The organism is Paenibacillus sp. NN59 (assembly GCF_057597225.1).
In genome coordinates this window covers 6,025,683-6,051,076 of the sequence record NZ_CP199678.1, presented here as the reverse complement: position 1 = coordinate 6,051,076, position 25,394 = coordinate 6,025,683, and the positions used below count along the sequence as shown (strand labels likewise).

Annotated in this window: 21 protein-coding genes; 14 read left to right on the top strand and 7 right to left on the bottom strand. The window is 47.3% G+C overall.

The window, feature by feature from the left end; translation table 11 throughout:
- Positions 1-211: 211 nt before the first annotated feature.
- The 4 genes from ACT89M_RS26340 to ACT89M_RS26325 form a co-directional block, all read right to left on the bottom strand.
- A complete protein-coding gene (locus ACT89M_RS26340) occupies positions 212-931 on the bottom strand; it encodes a 3-ketoacyl-ACP reductase (protein WP_090924125.1) in 720 nt (239 codons plus the stop codon).
- An 83-nt stretch (positions 932-1,014) separates the two neighbouring features.
- Complete coding sequence (locus ACT89M_RS26335; protein ID WP_308722675.1) at positions 1,015-1,938, bottom strand: DUF4097 family beta strand repeat-containing protein; 924 nt, start codon at positions 1,936-1,938, stop codon at positions 1,015-1,017.
- The gene (locus ACT89M_RS26330) at positions 1,935-2,540 is read right to left on the bottom strand and encodes a DUF1700 domain-containing protein (RefSeq protein ID WP_308722676.1); all 606 of its coding nucleotides are present in this window, start codon (positions 2,538-2,540) and stop codon (positions 1,935-1,937) included. Before ACT89M_RS26330 ends, ACT89M_RS26335 begins: the two co-directional genes overlap by 4 nt.
- A 289-nt stretch (positions 2,541-2,829) precedes the next feature.
- Positions 2,830-4,374, bottom strand: a complete 1,545-nt coding sequence (locus ACT89M_RS26325) for an FAD-dependent oxidoreductase (protein WP_154890269.1) — start codon at positions 4,372-4,374, stop codon at positions 2,830-2,832.
- Positions 4,375-4,745: 371 nt separating this feature from the next.
- Between ACT89M_RS26325 and ACT89M_RS26320 the strand changes: the two genes are divergently transcribed.
- Both ACT89M_RS26320 and ACT89M_RS26315 read left to right on the top strand, forming a co-directional pair.
- Positions 4,746-7,577: a glycoside hydrolase family 3 protein gene (locus tag ACT89M_RS26320; RefSeq protein WP_154890271.1), complete on the top strand. Its 2,832-nt coding sequence runs from the start codon at positions 4,746-4,748 to the stop codon at positions 7,575-7,577.
- 276 nt (positions 7,578-7,853) lie between these two features.
- Positions 7,854-9,602 (top strand): methyl-accepting chemotaxis protein, encoded by a 1,749-nt coding sequence (locus ACT89M_RS26315; protein ID WP_154890273.1) that lies wholly within the window; start codon positions 7,854-7,856, stop codon positions 9,600-9,602.
- Positions 9,603-9,619: 17 nt separating this feature from the next.
- On the opposite strand, the gene nrdG is transcribed toward ACT89M_RS26315, so the two are convergent.
- Positions 9,620-10,129: an anaerobic ribonucleoside-triphosphate reductase activating protein gene (nrdG, locus tag ACT89M_RS26310; protein ID WP_090924131.1), complete on the bottom strand. Its 510-nt coding sequence runs from the start codon at positions 10,127-10,129 to the stop codon at positions 9,620-9,622.
- Positions 10,126-12,087 carry an anaerobic ribonucleoside triphosphate reductase gene (locus ACT89M_RS26305; RefSeq protein ID WP_487344899.1) on the bottom strand — a complete coding sequence of 654 codons (1,962 nt, stop codon included), beginning with the start codon at positions 12,085-12,087 and terminating at the stop codon, positions 10,126-10,128. Before ACT89M_RS26305 ends, nrdG begins: the two co-directional genes overlap by 4 nt.
- Positions 12,088-12,541: 454 nt before the next feature.
- Between ACT89M_RS26305 and ACT89M_RS26300 the strand changes: the two genes are divergently transcribed.
- Positions 12,542-14,179 carry a hybrid sensor histidine kinase/response regulator gene (locus ACT89M_RS26300; protein ID WP_154890277.1) on the top strand — a complete coding sequence of 546 codons (1,638 nt, stop codon included), beginning with the start codon at positions 12,542-12,544 and terminating at the stop codon, positions 14,177-14,179.
- Between the two features lie 176 nt (positions 14,180-14,355).
- Entirely contained in the window at positions 14,356-15,294 is a 939-nt protein-coding gene (locus tag ACT89M_RS26295; protein WP_154890279.1) for an aldo/keto reductase family protein, read from the top strand.
- Positions 15,295-15,423: 129 nt separating this feature from the next.
- Here ACT89M_RS26295 and ACT89M_RS26290 read toward each other — a convergent pair whose 3' ends face one another.
- A complete protein-coding gene (locus tag ACT89M_RS26290; RefSeq protein WP_487344898.1) occupies positions 15,424-16,518 on the bottom strand; it encodes a GGDEF domain-containing protein in 1,095 nt (364 codons plus the stop codon).
- 298 nt (positions 16,519-16,816) lie between these two features.
- Here ACT89M_RS26290 and ACT89M_RS26285 point away from each other — a divergent pair, with 298 nt between their 5' ends.
- The 10 genes from ACT89M_RS26285 (at position 16,817) to ACT89M_RS26240 (ending at position 25,394) form a co-directional block, all read left to right on the top strand.
- On the top strand, positions 16,817-17,212 hold the full coding sequence (locus tag ACT89M_RS26285) for a Fur family transcriptional regulator (RefSeq protein WP_090924136.1): 396 nt from the start codon (positions 16,817-16,819) through the stop codon (positions 17,210-17,212).
- Positions 17,188-18,000, top strand: coding sequence for a winged helix-turn-helix transcriptional regulator (locus ACT89M_RS26280; protein WP_154890284.1), 813 nt, complete (start codon positions 17,188-17,190; stop codon positions 17,998-18,000). The genes ACT89M_RS26285 and ACT89M_RS26280 overlap by 25 nt, the downstream gene beginning before the upstream one ends.
- Before the next feature lie 5 nt (positions 18,001-18,005).
- Positions 18,006-18,362 carry a hypothetical protein gene (locus ACT89M_RS26275; RefSeq protein WP_154890286.1) on the top strand — a complete coding sequence of 119 codons (357 nt, stop codon included), beginning with the start codon at positions 18,006-18,008 and terminating at the stop codon, positions 18,360-18,362.
- Positions 18,363-18,710: 348 nt separating this feature from the next.
- Positions 18,711-20,162: a catalase gene (locus tag ACT89M_RS26270; protein ID WP_154890288.1), complete on the top strand. Its 1,452-nt coding sequence runs from the start codon at positions 18,711-18,713 to the stop codon at positions 20,160-20,162.
- A gap of 251 nt (positions 20,163-20,413) precedes the next feature.
- Positions 20,414-20,830, top strand: a complete 417-nt coding sequence (locus ACT89M_RS26265) for a BlaI/MecI/CopY family transcriptional regulator (RefSeq protein ID WP_090924139.1) — start codon at positions 20,414-20,416, stop codon at positions 20,828-20,830.
- 1 nt (position 20,831) lies between these two features.
- The gene (locus tag ACT89M_RS26260) at positions 20,832-21,692 is read left to right on the top strand and encodes a M56 family metallopeptidase (RefSeq protein WP_154890290.1); all 861 of its coding nucleotides are present in this window, start codon (positions 20,832-20,834) and stop codon (positions 21,690-21,692) included.
- 64 nt (positions 21,693-21,756) lie between these two features.
- Positions 21,757-22,179 carry a DoxX family protein gene (locus ACT89M_RS26255; RefSeq protein ID WP_154890356.1) on the top strand — a complete coding sequence of 141 codons (423 nt, stop codon included), beginning with the start codon at positions 21,757-21,759 and terminating at the stop codon, positions 22,177-22,179.
- 320 nt (positions 22,180-22,499) lie between these two features.
- A complete protein-coding gene (locus ACT89M_RS26250) occupies positions 22,500-23,201 on the top strand; it encodes a pirin family protein (RefSeq protein WP_154890292.1) in 702 nt (233 codons plus the stop codon).
- A gap of 44 nt (positions 23,202-23,245) precedes the next feature.
- Positions 23,246-23,584, top strand: coding sequence for a hypothetical protein (locus ACT89M_RS26245; protein ID WP_090924143.1), 339 nt, complete (start codon positions 23,246-23,248; stop codon positions 23,582-23,584).
- A gap of 211 nt (positions 23,585-23,795) precedes the next feature.
- Positions 23,796-25,394, top strand: coding sequence for a spore germination protein (locus ACT89M_RS26240; RefSeq protein WP_154890295.1), 1,599 nt, complete (start codon positions 23,796-23,798; stop codon positions 25,392-25,394).

The window sequence follows — 25,394 nt, the reverse complement described above, 5'->3', positions numbered from 1 at the left end:
TATAAATAGTACGGGATAAAACATCAATTCATTTTCCTAAAAACAAAATTAAAACTCCAAGGGATGCCGTGTTTAGTTTTAAAAGGTTCCTTAATGATTACGATAGAGAAGTGTTCTGCATCATGACTGCATCCTTACGAATACGTTAGATATCCTTTATATCATAAACACAAAAACCACCAACCAGCATTCTGGTTGGTGGAGTCACATCTTACTGTGGATTGGTTGTCCAGATGCCTGCGGCTTTGACGAATACGCGGTCAGACAGCTTGAGGGTGGCCAGCGCCAGTTCGGCTACATCTTCGGCTTGCATCATGCGATCCTCGTCTCCGATCTTGAGTCCGGCATTCACAGCCAGTTCCGTATTTACGGTGCTTGGTGTCAGCGCGGTTACACGAATGTTCGATTTGCGAACTTCCTGCATCAAGGATTCCGTCATGCCCAGCAATGCGAATTTGGATGCACAATAGGCTGAACCTGTAGCGAATCCGCGCTCACCTGCCGTTGAAGCGATATTAATGATGCTGCCGCTGCTTTCCTTGATCATGCTAGGAAGAATGGCGCGAGTTACATAGTATGTACCCATGACATTCACATGTAGGATGCGTTCCCACTCTTCAGGGTCCATCTCTAGCAGTGTACCGAAACTTCCGATCCCTGCATTGTTAATGAGGATATCTACCGCTCCAAGCTCCATCTCGATAGCTGCGACCGCTGCTTCAGCTTGAGAGCGATCTGAGATGTCTGCTGCAGCACTCGTTACTTTCACGCCATATTGCTGGCTTAAAGACTCTTGAAGGGCTTGCAGATCGGAAGCGGTGCGGGCGATCAGTCCAAGATGTACGCCTTCTTTGGCAAGGGCTTCCGCGATGGCGCGGCCAATACCTTTACCGGCGCCAGTAATGATGGCTGTTTTATTTTTAAGTTCCATAGGAATATTCCTCCTCAGCATTTGGGTTAGCACTTGATTATACTATACTTTACCCAATGATCGGAAATATGCTTCATCACACGTTAGCGCGGTTGGGTGATTCGAATGCTGCCAGAAGTCGTACGTGCCTGGATCACATCCTGACTTATGCCTGGTGACTCCGGTATATTAACGTCGCCCGAAGTGGCCTTGGCCTCATAAATTCCATCAAAATCAGGTGCGGCCTGAATGGATATATCCCCCGATGTCCCTGATACCTGAATAGGCGCTGCGTGAGATTGCTGGATATCAATACTGCCGGATGTGAACTCAACATTAGCCTCACCATTCAATTGTGCAATTTCCACATCTCCTGATTGAATCACGCTATTTACTTTTCCATCCACTTGTTTTGCGGTGAAGCTTCCTGATGTCTGTTCCACGGCTAAATCCCCTTGAATAGCAGAAGCAGCAATGTCCCCTGAGGTCAAAGACAATTCCATGCGAGGAGCTTGAATATCACGCAAAACAATGGAGCCTGAGGTGCTTTTCATCTCCAGAGATTCAGCATGTAGCCCAGTTATATCCCAATCCGCTGAGCTAGAGTGTAGTGTGACATCATTCAAGGGATATCCTTCTGGCAAAGCCACGGTTATTCTTGAATCTGGTTCCCCCCAGTTCCAATTAAAAGAGAACAACTTCAGACGGTTGTGTTTTTGCAGCGTCAGCTGGAATGTGCCATCGGTAAAACTTGCCTCCTCGAAGCTTTGAATAACCTCCGGTTCCCACTTTCCATCCACTTCGATATACGCGGTGTTGTCTGGACTAACGATGAATTCGATATCAGCATCAAAATTGCCATCCAGTTGAATATTTTGCAGATCATCTTGTAGTCCCCCGGTGTTGAGATCCCATCGCTTGCTGTATGCTTCTCTATCATCATTGAACTGAAAACCATAGACCGATGTTCCAAGTAAACCTATGCCAATGCAGACGAGAGCCAGTGCTAGCCATTTCTTCGTGCTCATGCAGAAACATCCCCTTTCATCACGTTGATATTCCACCGAATATAGTGAAGTGTCATATTTTTAAATGCGATAAAGATATATTTGGAGGCAAGGGCAAACAAAATGCCAATACCGAACAGCCCAATAGCAACGAAAATTTCTGTTGTTTCAAGGTGATTCAGATGCAGATAGTCGAAGGCAGCTGCGACAGGAGCCAGCGCAAGCAAGGATAGACTTGCAATCGTAAGCCACACGGACCAGAGGCTAAGACCAATAGGAATCATGAGTGTAAGATTAAGGAAAATCAAGCCTATGCCCACAAAAAAGTTCCGCGTAGCCCGATTGTGATTAACAGGTGGTTTCATCTCTCTGAACGTTGGCCCATCAAAGGGATCTCTATCGGATGTGTGAGAGTATGCGTTAGCGTTATACCGTTCGCCGAGTACTTTACGTGCAATTTCCTCCGGGTGGCCGAGCTCACGTGTAATGTCTTCCTCCGATTTGCCTTCACGTAGCCCTAGCGTAAACTTGTGGGCATAATCTGCAAGGAGTTCCGCACGTTCCAACCGGTCCATCGGATGTAAAACGACTTCCATAGCTTGCATAAATTGTTGTCTATTCATCTTGTGTTCCTTTCGCACCCTATGTTTAGTGCAGTGGTAGTGGATTCATCAACGCATTCCGTATTTATGTAATGTCAGATCGTATTATAACTTCCTTCTATACCAGCATACAGAAAAACCGGGTCGGCTGCTTCCGTCTGGAGACGGATACCGATCCGGTCTATGAGATGAAATGTATGTCAGCGAACTCCACGTATATTCACACATGGAGTTCAGAAATACAACTTTTGTGCATTTGGTGGGGAAGGGGTTATTCGTTGTATGGATATATAGTTTACTTCTATTGTATTTACTGCCCCTGCACATCCAGGATGGGCAGGTCTTCGACCGCAGGCCCTTCAATGACATGTCCTTCATAATTAAAGCGTGAGCCGTGGCATGGGCAGTCCCAGGAACGTTCCCCATTATTCCACTCCACTTCGCATCCCAAGTGGGTGCAAGTTGTATCAACCAGGAACAACTTACCGCTGGTGTCCTTATAGGCTCCGGCCCTTTTACCGTTATGACGCACGACTGCGCCTTCGTCGTTGCCGAGCTCGTTTATATTTTTGTGCACAATGCCGACTTTGCCTGCAATTAACTCCTTCGCAACATTGACATTCTCTACGATAAAGTGTTTGAAACCCGGGTCTGCCTTGAATCTTGCCGGATCAAATACTTCTGCGTGCGGGTTATCTCTGCCGGTAATTCGGTCTGCCAGCAGATGTCCAGCCATCGTACCAGTAGTCATGCCCCATTTGGCAAAGCCTGTAGCGACATAGACCCGTTCATGTCTTCCGGTAATCGGTCCGATGTAGGGCACTTTATCGATGGAGATCAGGTCCTGAGCCGACCAGCGAAACGGGATGTTACGAATCCCAAACGTCTCGGCTGCATATTTCTCCAGGCGCTCGTAGTGACCGAAGGTACAGATGCCTTGTCCGGTTTTATGATTTTCTCCGCCGAACAGAATATGCTCTTTACCATTATGAACGACAGCACGGAGTGAACGGGCCGGATCATCATCGGAGATGTACATGCCACCTGCATAGGGCTTCTCAGGCTCAACCATCACCGCATAGGAGCGTTCAGCATGCAGGCGGGTAAAGTAAAATCCCGGATCATATACGGGAAAATGGGAAGCAACCACGATGTGCTCTGCCGTGACGAATGAACCATTATAGGTTCTTACTTTCAGAGAGGCTTCTTCTTCCACATCGGTTACCGTTGTTTGTTCATAGACACGTACTCCTTGTTTCACGGCTGAAGCAAGCAGGTGATGCAAGTAAGCTAATGGGTCGAAACGTGCTTGTCCAGGCATACGAATGCCTGCTCTCGAGGGGACAGGAATCGGAAGGGGGTCTACCCATTCACCAGGGATGTTGAGTTTGCCATAAGCGGTCAGCTCAATCTCCAGCTTTTTGATATGGTCATCGGACTGAATATAGACGTAGGCATCCTCATCGACCCACTGACATTCGATCTGCTTTTCCTTGACCAGACTACGCATCCAGCTCGCTGCATTTGCATTCCCTTCATAGTACATCCGTGCCTGCTCATGTCCGAAGTGATGCATAATTTCATCATAGATGACCCCGTGCTGTGCAGATACTTTGGCGGTTGTATGGCCTGTTGTGCCGTCCAGTACTTTTCCAGCTTCAAGCAGAACGACACTCAGTCCAGACTGGGCAAGCAAATAGGCTGTGGTGATGCCTGCAATCCCGGCTCCGATAATCGCTACATCCGTTGTAGTATCTTCTGTTAACTTCGGATAAGATTCGAATGTATTCGCGGCACGCCACAAAGATTCGGGAACCGGTGGTAAACTTGTGTTCAACTGCTCATTGTTATTCATTGGATTGGTTTCCTCCTAATCATGATCACAGCATAATAGGGGACGTTCAGAAGCAGAAGTCCCTGTACTTCTAATCAGGATTGCCAGAGTATGCCAGAAAAAAACGAGTAGCTAGATATTTTTAAGAAAGGAAGAGGAACATTTTCTTGAAACGTCCCTCTGTTTTTTTATATCAGAATGTTTTATAGTAAGATTACCGAAATCGTTTTAGGTTTTTGGTTAATATCCCCTAAAATAAAAATAAATCATGTTTTATAAAGGTATTTTGCCTAATTTAGAGAGGTAATCCGAAAGATATAGTCCGTTTTCGTGAATTAAAATGTATTCGCTATCATAATTAATCTATACTATACATTAAAGGGAGAATAGATATGACAACTCATCAAACGAAATATCCGTTTCAAGATACAACAATGGCACTTAACGATCGAGTGAAGGACCTTGTGTCCCGTCTCACGGACGATGAAAAAATTGAATCCATGCTGCAATACCAGCCAGCCGTAGAACGCCTGGGTGTTGCTGCTTACAAACATGGAACGGAAGCCGCTCACGGCCTGGCTTGGCTTGGTGAAGCTACCTCATTCCCGCAGCCTGTAGGACTCGCATGTACGTGGGATACCGACCTGATGAAAGAGATCGGCTCCGTCATCGGAGACGAGGCACGTGTATTTTACAAACGGAATCCTGCCGTCAACGGTCTTACGCTGTGGGCACCCACGGTGGATATGGAACGTGACCCGCGCTGGGGACGAAACGAAGAGGCGTATGGCGAGGACCCGGAACTGACCGCAGAGCTGACAACCGCATTGGTCAAAGGTATGCAGGGCGACCATCCCAAGTATTACAAAGCTGTGGCAACGCTCAAACACTTCCTCGGCAACAACAACGAAGTGGATCGTGGTAGCGGCTCATCCAGCATTGATCCACGCAATATGCGTGAATATTATTTGAAAGCGTTCGAAAAGCCATTCAAGCAAGGCGGAGCACAGTCGATGATGACAGCGTACAACTCGATTAATGGCACGCCGGCTTTGTTGCATCCTTTTGTGAACGAGATTGTCAAAGGCGAATGGGGCATGGATGGATTCATCGTCAGTGACGCGGGCGACGTGATGGGCATCAAGAATGATCATAAATATTATGAATCCCACACACCGGGTACGGTTGAATCGGTCAAAGCGGGGATCGACAGTATCACCGACGATGCCGAACTGTCCAAGCAAGCGCTTCGTGAAGGATTGGAGCAGGGGCTGCTGACTATGGAAGATATCGACACAGCCTTGTTTAATACATTCCGTGTGCGATTCCGTCTAGGTGAATTTGATCCGGAAGAAGGCAATCCCTACGCTGCAATTGGTGAGGAATCCATGATGACGGAGAAGGCCAAAGCGCTGTCTCTCCGGGCGGCAAGAGAGCAGGTGGTTTTGCTCAAAAACGAAAATGGTACCCTTCCGTTGGACAAAACCAAAACAGGCAAAGTAGCTGTGATTGGCCAGCTTGGCGGAACGGTCTATCGGGATTGGTATGCTGGTACGCTACCCTACAGCGTCACGCCACTGGAAGCGATTCGCGGCAAAGTGGGCAGTGATAACGTAACCTACCAGGACGGTGACCATCGCATCACGCTGACATCGGCAGCAAGCGGCAAAAAGCTGGGCCTTGTCAGAGTGGAGGGCTCATCTGAGATGGCAGTGGGAGCCTCTGAAGAAGCCGAGACATTCCGAGTGACGGATTGGGGGTTCGGCAGTTACACGTTGCAGGCAGAGAGTAACCGCAAATACCTGACCACAGATGAAGAGTCGGTCACTGCCTCGGCTAATGAAGTGTACGGCTGGTTTGTCAAAGAAGTGTTTCATCTGTTGCCACAGGCGGAGGGTCGTGTGGGGCTCACCACATGGAATGGTAGAGTCGTGACGACATCGAACGATGGCCATGATGCACTCAAGGTGGCCGAAGAGTTGACAACATTCGGTGATGCAGAGCTATTCGAGCAAAATGTCGTAACGAATGGGATCGACGAAGCTGTTGCTGTAGCCAAAGAAGCCGAGACAGCGATTGTATTTGTCGGTAACAACCCGCTTGTTAACGGTAAAGAAGAAGTGGACCGCCCAAGTCTGGAGCTGGCTGAATCACAGCTTCAGCTGGTAAAGGCTGTGCATGAAGCTAACCCGAACACCGTAGTGGTGATTGTAGGGAGTTATCCTTTTACCTGCAACTGGGTTCAAGAGAATATTCCGGCAATCCTCTATACGTCACATGCCGGACAGGAACTGGGGAACGCAGTCGCTGACGTATTGTACGGAGATTACGCACCTGCAGGCCGTCTGAACATGACTTGGGTACAATCGGAAGATCAACTGCCTGATATCCGGGATTATGATATTATCCAAGCGGGCCGCACGTATCAATATTTTGAAGGAAATGTGTTATATCCGTTCGGACATGGTTTGACCTATGCTTCATTTAAATACAGCAATCTGGAGATTAGCCCTGCGCAAGCAGGAAAAGACGACCGCGTGACCATTCGAGTGGATGTGACGAATACCAGTTCAATCGCCAGCGACGAGGTCGTGCAGTTGTATGTGCGTGCAGGAAAGTCACGAGTGAAACGTCCACTCAAAACGCTAAAAGCTTTCCGACGTCTGCATATTGAAGCTGGAGCGACAGCGACTGTTCATTTTGATCTGCCTGTTCAGGAATTGGCCATCTGGGATGTTACTCGTGATCGTTATGTGGTCGAGGATGGCATCTATTCGATTATGGCAGCCAAATCTTCCTCCGATGTGCAGTTGGTCGCAGATCTAAAAATAGATGGAGAGATCATACCTGCACGTGACTTGAGCGTGACTACACGTGCCGAGAATTATGATGCTTATCGGGGTGTGGAACTGGATGAGTGCAAAGAGGGTGGTACAGCAGTTCGTGTCATAGGAGAACAAGGGTGGATTGCCTTTAGGGATGCTGACCTTGGCAACGGGGCCACCACATTTGAAGCTCGCCTATCTGCAGAACAGCAAGGGGGTCTGCTGGAAGTGAGATTGGGTACCCCGGACGGTGCCCTTGCAGGACGTGTAGAGCTGGCACAAAGCGGTGCCCAGCAGTGGTCTACGGTAGAGGTTGAACTGACAGGCGCATCAGGAGTGCAGGATATCTATCTAATATTACCTGCGGGCGTCCGTGTTCGTCATTTTGAGGTGCGTTAACATATAGAAAATGTAAACGATAGAGAGCGGAATAGAAGAGATCGCTGACCATCTTTTTCCTATTCTCTATTATGCGAGGTCAACCTGTTTTTAACGGTTGGCCTTTTTTATTTTTACATGATCCCCATTCAAAAAAAGCAATTATATCACGATATATATTATATAGTGTCATATCATTTGCTGAAGGCAAAGGTGGAGAAAGGAGTCGGATCCGAACTCATTCTTTATCAGGACGGATATGTAAGCTAGAAAAGTAAAGGAAAAGGGGAATCTGCAATGTTACGCTACTTCCGCAATCGAAGTTTGGTTTTCACCAGTTCTGTCCTGATTGCCATCATTTTGTTTGTAATGATCATCCTGATGAGTGTGTTGAATTTCAAACAAAGTCAGCAGGCTTACTACGAAGAAATTAATCAGGTAGGTAAGGCGCTGTCCAATCAGCTTCAGCTCAACCATAAGTGGGTAGAACAGGCGAATCAGCAACTGGGGGCTTCACCTAAGCCAACATCTCCCGAACTCACGTCATTGAAAGAACAACTCGATGCAATGACCGGTGTTGCCTCTATTGCAAATGCTTATATATTCAAATCGGATATTATCGAACGGGATGGGAAACAGATCTTAACGGGGGTGCAAGTCAATCAGGCACTCTATGATCTGGAGATGGTCCCCGGTGTCGAATACGAAATTCCAGAAGTAGTTCAAGATACATATGATCATGTATTCCAGAACGGAACCGCTTTTACAGAATCATACACGGATACTGCAGGGACGTGGGTGACCTATCTAAGCACGATCAAAGATGATACGGGTAAGACGATTGCTATTTTTGGTCTGGATTTGGACGCAGCCCAAGTGAAGCAGGATCAGATGTGGATGTTTTTGTATAGTCTGGGGAGTGGATTTGTCATTGCGGTCATTATGATTATAGTTATGGTCATTCTGGCTCGAATTGTACTTCGACCATTACAGAAACTCGCAGACGTATCGAAGCAGGCAGCAGGCGGCAATCTGACAGTCAGTCTGGATGTACGCAATAACAATGAGATCGGCCAAACGGCCAACGCATTTAATCATATGCTGGGGGGGCTACAGCAACTGATTACAGGCATTCAGTCCACTTCTGCGAGTGTGACCCGCTCAGCTGCGGATCTGCAGATGAGTTCGGAACGTACCACTGAAGCTTCACAAGAGATTACCGAATCGATGTTGCAGGTGTCCTCCGGGGCAGAACAGCAACGACAATCCACGAATGAATGCCAGGAGTCCATCGGCGAGATGGTCATTGGCATCAAACGAATTGCTGACTCGTCTCAGGTGGTTGCTGAACTGGCTTCGGATACAACCGATCTCGCTAGCCGAGGTGAGGCAGATATTACAACGATGGTCGATCAGATGCAGAAGATTGAACTTAACATGTCAGGCACGGTTGTAGTTCTCCATGATCTTCAACAATTGAACAGCAGCATCGGTGGAATCATGTCCATGATTCGGGATATTGCGGATCAGACTAGCCTGCTTGCGCTGAATGCTTCCATTGAGGCAGCTAGAGCAGGTGAAACGGGAAGAGGCTTTGCTGTGGTTGCACAGGAGATTCAGAAGCTTTCGAATCGCTCCAAAGAGTCTTCTGATCAGATCGACCAGATTCTTCAAGGTATCCTTAATCATACGGAGAAGGCCGTAACTTCCATTGAAGAGTCAGTGGATGTCGCTAAACGAGGAGCAGAGACATCCGTAGTAACGGCAGAAACATTCCGCCAGATTGTCGAATCTATTCAGAAGGTATCGGGACAAGTCTACGAAGTATCCGCCGCCTCTGAGCAAATGTCAGCCAGCAGTGATCAGATTGCTGCTTCTTTGGAGCAATTGGGTGTTGTGGCTTCGGATTCATCCGGTAACGCGAACAAGGCTCGTGCTTCTTCGGAAGAACAACTGGCGCTGATGGAAGAAGTATCAAGTCTTTCTCACGAGCTGAGAAGTTTGGCTTACGAACTGAATCAGGTCATCCAAAGGTTTCAGGTGTAAAAGGAGAAAAAACATCGTTACACTGCACCAAGATGCAATGTAACGATGTTTCCAGATGCTTGCGTTGCGCGCACGTCAATCAAGCGCTGATTACGACTTCCACGGAAGGGCAGAGATACATCACGCTCTGCTGCAAGGTAACGCCCGTCGATAATCACGTCACATAGCTGTGCAAGCTCTGCTCTTTCCGGGTCGGCGATGAGTTCCTCATACTCGAATCCGGTGTAGGCCCATACCGTCAGATCTGGCCTTGCATCCCGAAACTGACGTACCCAACGAGTACATGCTGCTGCTGAGAAAAAGGGGTCACCCCCGCATAACGTCACGCCATCCAGTAACGGATGGTTCGTGACCTCATGCAAAATCTGTTGCTGCCGCTCTTCTGTAAAGGGTTCACCTGCGCGAAAACTCCACGAATCCGGGCTGAAGCAGCCCGGACATGCATGGCGGCATCCGCTGATAAACAGCACAGCACGAAGGCCGGTTCCTTCATTGACCGATTCGGGAATGTAACCAAACAAATTCACCGGTGTTTCACCCGATCCCGTACTTCGGCCTGCTTCGCAGCATTGAAGCGTACCTTGTAATCTCCTGTCAGATAACCGGTTACACGGCGCAAGCGCTGGAAGTGAACCTCATTTTCGTGAACTTCACATCCCGGACAGGTATCACCGATGACCCCCTCATACCCGCATTCAGGGCAACGATCAATCGGATGATTGATTGAGAAGTAACCGATATCCTGTGCCAGCGCGTACTGTACGATGCGCATAAAGGCTGATGTATTTGCCCGCACATTGCCGTCAAGTTCAACATAAGAGATGGCTCCGGCATTGCACAGAGCGTGGAATGGAGCTTCCAGTTCAATCTTACGGTAGGCAGGAAGGTTATGATAGACCGGAATATGGAACGAGTTCGTATAGTATTCACGTTCATTCACACCGGAGATCGGGCCGTAACAGGCTCGGTCTTTTTTGGTGAATTTGCCGGATAAACCTTCAGCAGGTGTAGCAAAGAGCGTAACGTTCAGGTTATGCAGCTCACTCATCCGATCACAGAACTCTCTCATCGTACGGATGACATTCAGCGCCTCGCGATGCACATGCATATCTTGTCCGTGATGGCGTCCATACATAGCAGTCATACATTCGGCGAGTCCGATAAATCCAAGAGACAACGTGCCGTGTTTCAACAGATCGGCAACCGGCTCATCCGGTTCCAATTTCTCTCCGCCTTCCCATACCCCTTCACGCATCATGAAGTCCGATGATTTGGCAGGCTGTTTTTTCTGAATGGCATACCGATGAAGTAAACCCTCCACGGCATTGTGCATGATTTTATCCAAGGCCACATAGAATCCTTCCCGATCCGCAACAGCCCGATTGTTTTGGCAGATGCCAAACCGAATCCCGAGTTTCACCAGATTGACCGTATTGAAAGACAGGTTTCCTTTACCACTTTGCCGATTTCGTCCAAACCGATCCGCAAGGGTGCGTGTGCGGCAGCCCATCGTTGCAATGATCGTGTCCGGGTCTTCCGGATGATAGAAAGGTAAATTAAACGTTGCATCCACATTGACAAAGTTAGGGTACATGCGCCGTGAAGAACAGGTTACCGCGAGGCGGAACAAGTCATAGTTCGGGTCGCCCTGAGCTTGGTTAACCCCTTGCTTACACTGGAAAATATGCTGTGGAAATACAGGCGTTTCCCCATGTCCGAGGCCACGAATCGTTGCTTCGAGCAGGGAGCGGGACACCAGACGACCCTCCGCTGATGTACACATACCATAGTTTAGCGATGTAAAAGGAATCTGTCCGCCCGCTCGGCTACTCATCGTATTGAGGTTATGTATAAGAGATTCGGCGGCTTGTCCTGTCTCCAGTTCTGTTTCCTCACTTGCAAAAGCAAATGCCCGCGGGCACTGTTGCTTCGCTTCAGCACTGTTCAGATGAAGCTTCTCGTCCGTCAGCAAGGCTTGTTCATCAAAAAGCCGTTGACCTTTGCGGAAATGCTTGATGAAAGAGCGTTGTACGTAAGGCGCCAGATCCCAGTCGATTTTGTTGGCGGATACGCCGCCGTACTGACTGTTTTGCTGTGACTGGAAGATGATCGCGACCAGAGCCATCGCAGACATGATGGTCTGTGGTGTGCGAACCGATCCGTTCCCTGTATTGAAGCCAGAAGCAAGCAATCGATCGAATGGAATAAAAATGCAGTTCGTTGTTCCAAGGGCATACTGATCCAGATCGTGCACATACAGATCGCCATTCTCCACCGCATCTGCAAGCACCTCTGGCAATACATGGCGCATGGCATGCCATTTGGCTGTCTCCGATCCAAGCCTGCTCATCTTGCCGCTGAAGGAATCTCCATTCAGATTTGCATTCTCCCTCAGCGTATCAGCGTCTTCTGCGCCAATAATACGTCTTCCCAGGTCAGATAACAGATCGGTTGCCGGTGGTGCGGCATGCTCAAGCATAGTCATGTAACGTGCCTCCTAAATGATTTTTGAATAGATTATAATTTGATTAATATACGAGTTATATACTACATGTAGATTTGTATTATCCATTTATAAACTATATGTGGTTTTTTGGGTGTGATTATGATCACACCCCTTGTGAGGTGGAAGAGCACCTTCCGGGATTTAGCGCGGGTTTGAGGTTCCCAAATTTCAAACAGAGGCGTATAATTTCTACTTACCCTGCAAGTATAAACTTACAAGTCAGATATCGTGGATCGAAGTATTTTTTCAGATCTGTTCGGTGAGAAAAGAGGTTACAGGCACCAGTATGATTCTCTAGTACTTCTGTGGTGTTAAACATATAAGTATAGTTTGTGACAATCGTTCGGATTCCCCGGCAGACCCTGCATGTGAATCAACATTCTGATCGGTGAACTTAATATAGCAGCCAAGACAAACAAAGAGGGGTTGGATCATGGGGACGGTAGAAGGCGTTAACCAAGGCTTCTATGAAAATATTGAAGAAGCAGCGGCCCATATTGTGGACGTATTAAGTGGCATATTAAGAGTGAATACCATCTTCGTAGCCACGAATGACGGAGTGACTAATGTCATTCTGGAAGCCTTCAACCGCAAGGAAGAATTAATAGTCAAAGGGACTGCGCTTCCTTTTATGGAATCTTACTGTAGTCTGGTCTTAAGAGACAATAACAGTGTCGTTACCATTTCGGATACCACCGAACATTCTGTAACACGATCAATGAATGTCACGGGTGGATTGGGTAATCGATTTTTCGTGGGAGTACCTATTGTACGTAGAACAGGTGAAGCTTTCGGAACGATATGCATAATGGATGATCCAGGGTATAACATCAGTGAAACCGATATGAAGACGCTGAAAGCTATGGCTGTTTTTCTAGGATACGTTGTTGACCTGGAGAGTGCGCTGCACGTTCAGGAGCAGAGACTCAGCCATTCAGAACAATTGCAAGAGAAATTACAGGCAGAGAAGGAACGTGCCGAATCCGAGGCCATGACCAAGACACAAATGCTCAAACTGATGAGTCATGAGATCCGTAATCCGCTGAACGGCATTTTGGGATTGACAGATCTGATGCGGACACCCGACATGTCGGAGGAACAAGCTGAGTATGTGAACATGATTGAAACGAGCGGTAATATTCTGCTTTCACTGCTCAACAATATGATGAATTTTAATATCAATGAGGCAGGGAAAACGGTTATTCATGATGATCCCTTTGATTTGGTCAGCACCATTGAGAACACTGTCTATCTCTACGCCGGAACAGCTGCGAGCAAAAAGATAGAACTGGGGTTAAACCTGAATCTGAACGTATCGCAGGTTTTCATTGGTGATGAGATCAAGATTGGCCAGATGTTGGGCCATGTGATGCAATACGCCATGGATTCCACTCGGGAAGGTGCTGTACTGGTAACAGCAGAGATGAGGGGAGATGAAGTAGAGGATACAAGCCTGCTTTTGCTACGGGTTAGATACACAGGACAAATGTTATCCGACAACCGTTTGCGAGTTTCGACTGCCAAACCGGAAGCGATCAGTACGGAAAAACTGATTGGTAGCAATCTGGGACTGGCAGTCAGCCAGAATCTGGCCATTCTGATGCATGGTCGTATCCAGGTGAACAGCCTGCAAGGTGACGAAACCGAGTTCCGGATTTCATTGCCATTACGCAGATATTGGGATTTGCCGCAAATCACAAGTGTGCAGCAACGTTTGAAAGCTAAAAAAGTGCTACTCGCCAAAGATCCTGATATTTTGCAGGGCGTATCCTCCCTGATGCGGAATTGGGAGATGGATGTGCGCATGACTTCGGGTTCAGCCTCTGCATATGAATGGATCAAGGAAGGTTATAAGCCGGATGTGGCTGTTGTAGATCTGGGCTTGCGTGAGGGCATTACAGTCGATTTCGTCATTGCGCTGAAACAGCAGATTGAAGGCCTGCCTGTCATTGTGCTCGTTCCATATGGGATGCATATGAATATTCAGCAGACGGAGGTTTTTGATGCCGTGCTGACAAAGCCAGTTAGACAGACTGAGCTTTTAAATGCACTGAGTATTATTTTGCCATAAAAAGAGAAGATGAATTTCTCTACCAAGGTTACAGAAGGCACATCACTCGCGGTGTGCTTTTTTTGCTGTTTTTCCTGAGTTTCTACTTATATGTTTTTCCATTTGTTCAGGTTGGGTTACAATAGGATATGGAACTTAACTTCATCATTTCTACATTCTGAGGAGGACATGTATTCATGGATTATCGCAGGTTAGGTGGAAGCGGACTGAAAGTAAGCGAAATCAGCTTAGGTAGCTGGTTGACGTACGGAGGATATGTGGAACGTGAAAATGCGGTGAAATCAATTGAAACGGCATTTGATGAAGGGATCAACTTTTTCGATACAGCCAACGCCTATGAGCGGGGAGCCGCAGAAGTATTGCTGGGTCAAACATTGAAAGCGTATTCACGAAGCTCTTATGTTCTCGCAACCAAGGTGTTTAACAAAATGGGTGATGGCCCTAACGATCACGGCTTGTCCCGCAAACATATTATGGAGCAGTGCGAGGCCAGCTTGAGACGCCTTGGCACCGATTATGTCGATATCTACTATTGCCATCGTTATCATCAGGAGACACCGATAGAGGAGACCCTTCGTGCACTGGACGATCTGGTGCGTCATGGTAAAGTGCTGTATGTAGGTGTGAGCCAGTGGACAGCGGCTCAGATGGAAGCTGCGCTCGGTACAGCAGATCGCCTGTTGCTGGATCATATTGTCGTGAATCAACCGGTATATAATATGTTTGATCGGTATATAGAGAGCGAGATCATTCCTTTGGGTGAACGTAAAGGTATCGGACAGGTTGTTTATTCACCACTTGCACAAGGTTTGCTGACAGGGAAATATACATCTGTCTCCGATATCCCGGAGAATAGCCGGGCAGCCAAGCTTGGCTGGGACGAAGGGAAAATTAACGCAGATCGCATCGGCAAAGTACGTCAATTAGTTGAAGTTGCAGACAAGCTGAACCTCAAGGTGGGACAACTGGCACTGGCCTGGATTTTGCGGCAAAATAATGTTTCCAGCGCTCTGGTCGGAGCGAGCCGTCCGGAACAGGTTAAGGAAAATGCTGCAGCTTCTGGAGTTAAGCTGGATGCTGCTGTTATTGCAGAGATTGAAAAAATTCTGGCCTGACTCCAACTGGTTTTCTATAGAAACTGAAGAACATTATTGGTTTAATGAATGCGAAAGGGATGTCCCGCTTGCCTTGGTTGAGGCAGGTGAGACATCCCTTTCGTTTCGTCGTTAAGACTAATCATCTTCTCAAAATGAATCATTATCTACAACCGTGATATTGCGGGGCGGCAGTGAGCATACCCTGTTGCGTCCCGTATTTTTAGCTTCATATAGCGCACGGTCAGCTTGATCAAACAGGTCGTTGTCATCGTGGTCATCACAGTGATCAGGATAAACGGCTACACCAATGGAGATCGTGAGCTTTACGGTCTGCCCGTCTGGCAGGATGAAAAGAGATCGGGCCACAGCTTTCCGCACGGATTCTGCAATAGCCATAGATTGATGATATCCACAATCGAGCAATAGAATTGCAAATTCTTCTCCACCGTTACGGGATACAAGATCCGTGGAACGCGCATGTTCTACAAGCGATTGTCCAAGTTGCTTCAATACGGAATCTCCGGCAGAGTGACCAAACGTATCGTTTACCTTTTTGAATCGATCAATATCAATAACCAGCAAGGAAAGCTTCTGATGATACTGCCTAGCATGCTGAAGCTCAGACTGGAGAGACTGCTCGAATTGCCGCCGATTGCTCAGATCCGTCAGATGGTCTGTAGAGGCTCGTCGTTCCAGCAGAAATAACATCTCGTTAGATCTATTAATAAATTCAGCGATGAAATATATGAAAAGGCCACCAGCAAAGGCTATGGTCATCTGTATGGGATATACTTTCATCAATGTATTCATGCTGGGCGTGTTCATTAGCAGTACGATAAATATCATGGTCATGCCTAAGAGATTCATAGTAATAATCTTGGTTAATCTGGACCACGAAGCGTAGGCAAAATACACACCAGCCAGCCCGAGTAGGATCATAATAAATGCTGCATCAATGGCTGCTGAGGTGACACCAAACATAACGATACGAAGGATCGCAATGATGATTCCGGTGATGACAGAAGCGAGCCCACCCAGATATACGGCTGCAGTTACGACAGCCAAATGCCGCAGATCCACAATGGTAGTGTCATTAATATGGAAAGAATAATTCATAAGCACTGTACCGTATAGACCGAATAAAAAGCCACCGACCAGCTGCACGCGAAGCGAGGGAAAAGGCAAACGAATGCTGTAGTATTTGGCGATGATTCCTGACAGGTACAGAAAGGAAATGATCACACAGAGATTGACAAAAAACGTGCTTAACAACCAGCATCCCCCCCTTTTACGCACATCCCTCTATTTTATCTGAAAATCAGTGTGGGGGCGAACCATATAATCCCAAATGTTTGAAGGGTTTGGTTTTAATGCGCTATAAAATTCTAAAACGTAGCCGTACGGGACAATATTGACTTCCATATGCATTAAGATTTATACTTAATCTAAATCAAAATTCTTTTGATATGTAAAAGCTAAAGCGAACAAATATGTTCGAGAGGTATATACATTTGAAAAATAGAAAAAAGGGGACTTGGTTGTGAAAACGTTAAATCTGACAATACAACGGCAAGCCGTGTATGATGTCGTACGTAAATCAGAAGACCATCCAACGGCTGCGGATGTAATGAATCGCTTGGTGGAACAGGGGTACAATCTGGCTTATGGCACTGTATACAATTCTCTTCGCTATTTAACAGACAAAGAGTTGATCAGGGAGCTTAAACTTGGCGAAACAGCAAGCCGATATGACGCCCGGATGGATGATCACCAGCATATTATGTGTGAAGTATGCGGTAAAGTGGACGAGGTGATGACAGAAGTTCCTCCACAATGGATGAAGCAGGTAGCGGCAGAGACCGGTTATTCAATAGATCATGCACATGTGGTATTTGGAGGTGTCTGCGGGGAATGCAAAACCAAACGGGTCAAGTAAAAGTGAAATGGTCAGGCCGCCGTTTGCCACTTCGGGTCAAACCTGCGCTGGCAGATTCAGGAACGGCACCTCTCGTGGACAACTGCCCGATTACCAGACGTGTCATTCTGATCAGCCCGATGCCGGGTCAGGTGCATGAGCTGGTGAAGGCTCTGACAGATAGTTGCTTTGACGTACTTGTGTTCCATCGTTGGGAACCGGATCTCCATGAACGCCTTGTTTTTGATCTACTGATCTATGACCTCTCGGTTGCCGGAACGATTGATGCATTTACGGGAATCCACAGCCGGTTGAACCGCGAGGCGGAACAAACGACACCATGTCTCTACCTGGTGGGGGAGAAGATGATTGGCAGTGCAAGCGGACCGATGCTTCAGGAGGAGTTGCTTGTATGGCCTGCACGTCCGCAGGAGGCACTTTACCGTGTACAGCGCATGATTGGAAGTAGTCCTGTAATGCCTAAGCGAGCTTTTTTACCTGAAGAGGGACAGCGAATCGGATTCAAAGACTTGGTGCTGGATCGGGAGCGCATGAGCGTGCAACGTGATCAGGATCGCATTCACTTGACCAAAACGGAGTATGATCTGCTACTCAAGCTGATTGATGCCAAAGGTGCAGTCATCTCGCGTGAAGAGATGCTTAGTGATATTTGGGAGACTGATTTTACAGGTGGAAGCAATGTGGTGGATGTGCATATCAAAAGCTTGCGCAAAAAATTGGGCGATAATGCCTCTTCGCCGCAATATATCGTTACGGTAAGAGGCGTGGGCTATCGATTGGCGGATTAGATAATATGAGAAAAATAGTGGTCGATGGGAGCACTTATTGGTGGAGCTACAGAACGGCTAGAGACATCTACTGCAGATCCAAACTGACGATTATTACGGAAAATAAAGACAAAAAATATATCATTATATTTGTAACCAGAGATACACCCATTTCCGGCAGTCCTTTAAATGAAGGATTACGGATGAAGAAAGAGGGTGGAACATACGCTGTTAATTTGAACCAGCCCAAGTTTGTCGCCGAAGTTCTGCAGTGCATACTTGAGATGGAATTAAATAAGAGCGGGAAGAACGTTCAGGAGTTAGATGGTAATGGCTTATTATCCCGCATGGGGTATGAGGATCTTACAGGACTGATGATCTAAAGACATAATGAGTTCAGTAAAATGAGCTAGATGAGCGGTCATCACTGAGATGCTGATTATGCTAATTAAGATGAAATATGGCGTGGATCGTTGAATAAACGGTCTGCGCTTTTTTATGTTTCGTTGATATATGAAGCCTGTTTCGCTCTCTTCATAATTGGTTCATCTTTAGCGTAACAACCTCATCTGAACCTCATACGAACCTCATGCAGTAGATAGATGGGACATGTTAGAATGATTTTAACAGTTAGATCAAGTCTAAATGTATATTTGAGCGAACAACGAATATGAATGGAATTAGTAGATAGATACAGCAGACATGAGACCCATTATAAGGAGGACGACAGGATGACAGATCGTTTGACAACTAACCAGGGAGCACCGGTAGGAGATAACCAGAATTCACGCACAGCAGGTAGAAGAGGGCCAACCTTGTTGGAGGATTACCACCTGATCGAGAAAATCGCTCATTTTGACCGTGAGCGCATTCCTGAACGGGTTGTGCATGCAAGAGGCGCAGGAGCCCATGGGGTGTTCAAGCTGGAGCAGAGCATGAAGGCATATACGTCAGCCGATTTCCTGCAAGAGCCGGGCACAGAAACGGATGTGTTCGTACGATTTTCAACTGTAATTCATGGTACGGGTTCTCCTGAGACCGCACGTGACCCTCGCGGGTTTGCTGTTAAATTCTATACACGTGAAGGCAATTATGATATTGTGGGTAACCATCTGCCTGTTTTCTTCATTCGGGATGCCATTAAATTTCCGGATATGGTGCATTCTCTCAAACCGGCTCCAGATACCAACATTCAAGATCCGGCGCGATATTGGGATTTCATGACCCTCTCCCCGGAATCAACACATATGATGACTTGGCTGTTCTCGAATCTGGGCATTCCGGCCAACTATCGGGAGATGGATGGATTCGGAGTACACGCATTCAAATGGGTCAATGACCAAGGTGAAGTACACTATGTGAAATACAAATGGGAATCAGCGCAGGGTGCTCGTGGCCTTTCTCGTAAGGAAGCTTCCGAAGTTCAGGGACAGGATTTTAACCACGCAACGCGAGACTTGCATGAACATATCAAAAATGGAGAATATCCGCAGTGGAAGCTGCAAGTGCAGCTGCTGAAGCCGGAACAGATGGATGATTTCTCTTTTGATCCGCTCGACCCAACGAAAACATGGCCTGAGGATGTACTACCGTTCCAGACAGTAGGGACGATGACATTGAATCGTAATCCTCAGAATTTCTTCGCAGAAGTGGAGCAGGTCGCATTTTCACCAAGTGCTGTTGTGCCAGGCATTGAACCGTCTGAGGATAAATTGTTGCAGGGTCGTCTGTTCTCCTACCCGGATACACAGCGGCACCGTCTTGGACCTAACTATCTCCAAATTCCAGTGAATTGCCCGTATGCACCTGTGCGCAATCATCAGCGTGATGGGCTCATGAACGTGAACCAGAACCCATCTCCCGTAAACTATGAACCTAACAGCTCAGGTAACAGTCCACAGGAAGATCCGGCTTATCGGGAAACCCAGGTTCCATTACAGGGGCATGTCACACGGGAAAAGATTGAGAAAACGGATGATTACACGCAGGCAGGAGAGCTGTTCCGTTCCTTCACACCAGAAGAGCAGCATCATCTGCTGGATAATCTGACGAATGATCTCAAAGCCGTACCGGTAGATATCCAGATGCGAGCATTATGCCACTTCTTCCGGGCTGACGGACAGCTGGGTGGACGACTGGCTCATGGCTTGGGTGTAGATATTTCTGGGCATATGCCAAAATAAAGTGAGATTATCTGTCGACGCGGGAACTTCCCGCATCTCGCACAAGCGAATAGCTGGTCTTTATGCCAGCTTGGAAAGGTCATGATACGAACCGGGTATGACTGCAATTTTGCAGAATTGCCCGGTTTTCTTATGTACTTTTATACACGAATGAAAAACATTTTTACAAATTATTTACATAAAATACCTGACATAGAGGTTGACTTCTCATTTCTGGACACTACAATGGGTAGTGTGAGGGGTGTCAGAATATGAGAATACTCAATTTTAAAGTGGGCGAGCGAGGACTGAATCGTTTTTTTGGACCACTTGAGGCCAAGATTATGGAAGTATTGTGGGCTCGTCCCGGCAGCAGCATCCGTGAAGTACAGACGGCACTGGAACAAGACAAAGACGTAAATTTCAATACAGTTATGACTGTGATGAATCGGTTGGTGGATAAGGGATTACTCGGCAAAACACAGAAGGGCCGCACATCGCTGTACCGGCCGGTACAAAGCAGGGAGGACTTTATGAACGATCAATCCAAGGAACTGTCCCAGGAATTGGTGGACGAATTCGGGACACTGGCAGTGAATCACATGCTGGATGCGTTAGATGAAGCCGATGAAGGCTTGATTGAACGGCTCGAAATGAAGATTAAGCAATGGAAAAAGGATAACGATTAAGATGTGGAAGACCCGTTCCAAGATTTTGTTCACCGTCGGGTTGGGTATTCCGGTACTCGTGCTCATGCAGATGTTCATGTATGCGATGTATAAAATATTTGGATGGGACATCCGGTTGAATCTGCTATGGCTATGCAATCACTGGATGAGTCGTATGGGGTGGATGTCTGTAGGTCAGTTCCTGTTGCTTCTGGTTTTGCTGACTTTTGCTGGTACAAGCTGGATGATGATTAGACGAATTGTCCAGACGCGTGCCGCAGTAACCAAGCTCCGCTCCATGGAGATTCGCGCTTGGTCGGAAGAATTGACTGCAAGGTACAGACATCTTAAGAAACCCCGATTTCTTGTTGTGGGCAAACCTTCTCCGGTTGCGTTTACCATTGGACTGTGGCGACCTTGTATTGTGCTTTCCACTGGCCTGCTCCATATGCTGGATTCGGATGAAGAGAAGGCTGTCGTGTATCATGAGGTTCACCATTTGTGGCACCGAGATCCACTGAAAACAACATTGCTCTCGGTATTTGCTACGATGATGCCGTATATTCCTGTGCTGAAGCATACGTCACAGCAATATCGCATCGTCAGAGAGATTTTAGCAGATAACGAAGCGATTGAACGTACGGGGAATGCCGCAGGTATTGGCAGTGCACTCTTGAAACTGCTTCGGACATGCACACCATCTGGGGAGGGAAGAGCGATGACAATTCAGTCCTCATTTGCCGATACGTCTGTAAATGTGCGTATTTCCCGTCTGCTCGACCCTGAACGTGATGTTACACTGCGCTTACCGCGATATGCCATTCTAATCTCTGTAACGGTGTTTCTGCTGCTGTCTGTTCTGTTTGTATGGTCGATCGGATAGAAAACGACCATGAACCAAGCAATCCATCCGGACTAAAATTATGAATGAAATGGGGAGATGTATGATGAATAACAAAACCATTGAAATTGGACTTTTTTTCTCAAGGATTATGATTGGTCTCATTTTTCTATTACATGGCTGGAGTAAATTCGAGGGTGGAATTAGCGGTACGGTTGGTTTCTTTGAAAGTATAGGGATTCCCGGTTTTATGGCGTCTGTTGTTGCTGTCATTGAACTGGCAGGTGGTGCGGCCATGATCCTGGGTCTGGGTACACGTGTATTTGCCTTGCTGTTCATCGCGGTTATGGTCGGCGCACTGTTCACAGCCAAGGCAGGGCAACCGTTTTTGATGGGAACAGAGTTCGATTACATGCTGATGGCAGGATCATTGACTCTTCTCCTGACTGGCAGCCGCTTTTTGGCGCTGGATTATCTGTTTAACCGGCAAGGAGCTACACGTCAGAACAGCCAAAATGTGAGTGCCTGATCTGCATCAGGGAGGAAAGCGACATAACAGGATGAGTATAATCAAAGCATAATATAACGATTCATAGAAAAGTGTAACGGAAAGTGTTAAAGCGCAGGAATACGCCTGCGGCCAAGCTCTTTGCTTGCCAGTCCGACGAGGTAACGGTGATTGCCGGATCGAGCTGACAGGTAAAGAGCTTTTTGGTTTGAAGGAAGGAGCGTCACTTTTTGGCTTGGACGTATTACCTTAACATTTGATATAATGAGAATAAGTATGCTACTAAGAAAAAATAAGAGGGATCTACACGAACCATAACAGATTTGAGGAGGTTACGCGATATGATTAAGGTTATTCCATCCGAAGCACGTTCCAGCTTTGACCGTGGTTGGTTGCGGGGCAGTCACAGCTTTTCCTTTGGGGAGTACCAGGACCCGGACAACACTGCTTTTGGACCCATGCGGGTGGCCAATGATGATGTCATCGCACCAGGTCGCGGCTTTGGGGCACATCCACACAGTGATATGGAGATTGTATCCATCGTGCTGAATGGCAAGCTGAGACATGAAGATAGTCTGGGCAATGTTGCCGTAACAGGCTTTGGTAGCATTCAGCGCATGTCAGCAGGAAGCGGCGTCATTCATACAGAGCATAATGCCTCAGATACCGAGGAAGTAAGACTTCTCCAGCTGTGGTTTATGCCACATACGAAAGGGTTACAGCCATCCTACGAAACGACTTCGTATGATACAACTGCTCTGGAAGGCGCTCTTGTGCCTGTAGCATCATCCGATGGTGGGCCGCGGGTTGCCACGGTTCATCAAGACATGACGATTTACCTTGGGCGGTTATCCAAGGGCAAGACGCTTGATTTTGAACAGAACGAAGGTCGCCGCATGTACATTTTCTCCATTGAGGGCAAGCTTGGCCTGCAGAATGAACATGTGCTCCATACAGGAGATACCGCACGCGTGGAGCAGACTTCTTCCATGAAGCTGGAAGGGCATGAGGATACGTTTTATATGTTGATTGATTTGCCTTAATGAATAAGAACTCCCACTCCAAGATCAAAGGAGGAACGATACGTATGGCACAGCAGGAATGGTTTATGGTAAAACATGGGGTCACCGGGCGTGGGCTGGCGAACAGCAAGACGGATGCAGCCTTGTCTTATCGCTTTCAGCAGGAAGGAACAGGTTACCTGTTCACTGTATCGGGACTTGATGAGCAGACCGCCTTGAAGATTATTGAGCTGAGACAGGAATTAAACGTATTCCGTTTCGTACAGCGCAAAGACCGTCCTCTGACAAAGCACTGGTATTATGTTGACGGCGACCGCGTAAAATATGACAGCGAGCGGCATACACTCACCATCTATGCCAAGTCGGAAATTCAATATATACCTGATGATTATTTTGCTGACTAACCGAACAGAGATAAGTGTATGATCTAAGATTGTTATTCTGTTCATGGTGTAAGTTATTGATTTAACACGTATGGTTCAGTTTTCAAGTTGATCGTTTCGATTGTTAAGTCTTCCCTTGAGGAAGGCTTTTTTTTGTGAAAAAAGACCACATAATTCCCTGCCTTCTGGCACAAGCTACCTTGTATAAAAACCAAGAATGGAGGGGCGGCATATGGCAGATAAATCATCAAAAGGTAGCGAAAAGTCCAAGACTTCAGCATCAACGACTGACAGTAGCAAATATGTACCCTTGGGACTGCCGTCCCCGCCTATTCTGAAACAACCGATCAGTGCCATACATACCAATCAGATTCAGGCGTTAAAAGAAATCTTCTCAAACTCCTCGGATGTCGTGTTCCGAAACGTTATGATCACACCGGAGGTTCAGGGGCTTCTCGTTTATGTCGAGGGAATTGTGAATTCGGCGGATATTCAGGAGCATATGCTGCGCCCGCTTATTCGAGGGCTGATCCAGCAACGGACTGACGAGCCGGATGTGCCGATTGATGATACACGAATTGAATTAACGCAGGTCAAGCGAGTTCAGACCTGGGCTGCTGCGACCGAGGGCGTGCTCGCCTCGTCGGCTCTACTGGTTATGGACGGAAAAGCCGAAGCTTGGCTGTTCAACGTGAAAGGCGGGGTGCGGAGAGGTGTAGAGGAGCCGCAGACGGAGTCGGTCATCCGTGGACCGCGTGAGGGATTTACCGAGACACTGCGCATGAACACAGCTTTGCTTCGTTTCAAGCTGAAGACACCTGCACTCAAAATGGTGAGTATGACACTGGGCTCCGATACTAAAACCGATGTTGTTCTCGTCTATCTGGAGGGAGTCGCCGATCCCCAATTAATTCAGGATGTCAAAAAACGTCTGGAGAAGATTGAAATCGACGGTATTCTGGAGAGCGGTTATATCGAGGAACTTATCGAGGATAACCCGAATTCCCCGTTTCCACAGATGCACTATTCGGAGCGCCCGGATACAGTTGCCGCGAATCTGCTGGAAGGTCGGTTTTCCATTATGGTGGACGGAACACCGTTTGCATTGATTGCACCCGTGACGATGTGGCAGATGTTACAGGCTAGTGAGGATTATTATGAGCGGTTCTTCATTACCAATTTGATTCGTTGGATCCGCTTTTTGTTTGTGTTTATTGCTTTGTTCCTGCCAGCATTGTATATCGCTATTACGACCTTTCATCAGGACATGCTTCCAACCACATTGATTCTCAGTATTGCCGGTGCTCGCGAAGCCATCCCTTTCCCGGCACTCATTGAAGCGCTCATTATGGAATTATCTTTTGAAGCGCTGCGGGAAGCAGGGGTCAGGTTACCTAAAACGGTGGGACAAGCGGTCAGTATCCTCGGTGCCCTTGTGATTGGTCAAGCTGCCGTGCAGGCGGGTATCGTCTCTGCCCCAATGGTTATTATCGTATCGATGACGGGGATTGCATCCTTCACGATTCCGCGCTTTAACTTTGCCATTACCGTAAGGCTGTTACGGTTTCCGATCATGCTTCTGGCAGGCATGCTGGGATTATACGGCATCGTGATTGGTCTAGTGCTGATTTCTGTACATCTGACACAGATGACTTCTTTTGGTGTACCTTATCTGTCAGGGGTGAGTCCATACCATAAGAAGGATACCAAAGATATTTTGGTCCGGGTGCCTTGGTGGAAAATGATCAATCGTCCTTCGACCGTGCACCGGGATCGCAAACGTATGGCTAGAGATATTAATGGTTCGCCAGAAGCAGAGGAAGGATGGTGA

Excerpts from the sequence above, each read along its gene's own strand:
- ACT89M_RS26340 (WP_090924125.1), bottom strand. The coding sequence starts at position 931 with ATGGAACTTAAAAATAAAACAGCCATCATTACTGGCGCCGGTAAAGGT.
- ACT89M_RS26335 (WP_308722675.1), bottom strand. The coding sequence starts at position 1,938 with ATGAGCACGAAGAAATGGCTAGCACTGGCTCTCGTCTGCATTGGCATA.
- ACT89M_RS26330 (WP_308722676.1), bottom strand. The coding sequence starts at position 2,540 with ATGAATAGACAACAATTTATGCAAGCTATGGAAGTCGTTTTACATCCG.
- ACT89M_RS26325 (WP_154890269.1), bottom strand. The coding sequence starts at position 4,374 with ATGAATAACAATGAGCAGTTGAACACAAGTTTACCACCGGTTCCCGAA.
- ACT89M_RS26320 (WP_154890271.1), top strand. The coding sequence starts at position 4,746 with ATGACAACTCATCAAACGAAATATCCGTTTCAAGATACAACAATGGCA.
- ACT89M_RS26315 (WP_154890273.1), top strand. The coding sequence starts at position 7,854 with ATGTTACGCTACTTCCGCAATCGAAGTTTGGTTTTCACCAGTTCTGTC.
- ACT89M_RS26305 (WP_487344899.1), bottom strand. The coding sequence starts at position 12,087 with ATGACTATGCTTGAGCATGCCGCACCACCGGCAACCGATCTGTTATCT.
- ACT89M_RS26300 (WP_154890277.1), top strand. The coding sequence starts at position 12,542 with ATGGGGACGGTAGAAGGCGTTAACCAAGGCTTCTATGAAAATATTGAA.
- ACT89M_RS26295 (WP_154890279.1), top strand. The coding sequence starts at position 14,356 with ATGGATTATCGCAGGTTAGGTGGAAGCGGACTGAAAGTAAGCGAAATC.
- ACT89M_RS26280 (WP_154890284.1), top strand. The coding sequence starts at position 17,188 with ATGCAAAACCAAACGGGTCAAGTAAAAGTGAAATGGTCAGGCCGCCGT.
- ACT89M_RS26275 (WP_154890286.1), top strand. The coding sequence starts at position 18,006 with ATGAGAAAAATAGTGGTCGATGGGAGCACTTATTGGTGGAGCTACAGA.
- ACT89M_RS26270 (WP_154890288.1), top strand. The coding sequence starts at position 18,711 with ATGACAGATCGTTTGACAACTAACCAGGGAGCACCGGTAGGAGATAAC.
- ACT89M_RS26265 (WP_090924139.1), top strand. The coding sequence starts at position 20,414 with ATGAGAATACTCAATTTTAAAGTGGGCGAGCGAGGACTGAATCGTTTT.
- ACT89M_RS26260 (WP_154890290.1), top strand. The coding sequence starts at position 20,832 with ATGTGGAAGACCCGTTCCAAGATTTTGTTCACCGTCGGGTTGGGTATT.
- ACT89M_RS26255 (WP_154890356.1), top strand. The coding sequence starts at position 21,757 with ATGAATAACAAAACCATTGAAATTGGACTTTTTTTCTCAAGGATTATG.
- ACT89M_RS26250 (WP_154890292.1), top strand. The coding sequence starts at position 22,500 with ATGATTAAGGTTATTCCATCCGAAGCACGTTCCAGCTTTGACCGTGGT.
- ACT89M_RS26245 (WP_090924143.1), top strand. The coding sequence starts at position 23,246 with ATGGCACAGCAGGAATGGTTTATGGTAAAACATGGGGTCACCGGGCGT.
- ACT89M_RS26240 (WP_154890295.1), top strand. The coding sequence starts at position 23,796 with ATGGCAGATAAATCATCAAAAGGTAGCGAAAAGTCCAAGACTTCAGCA.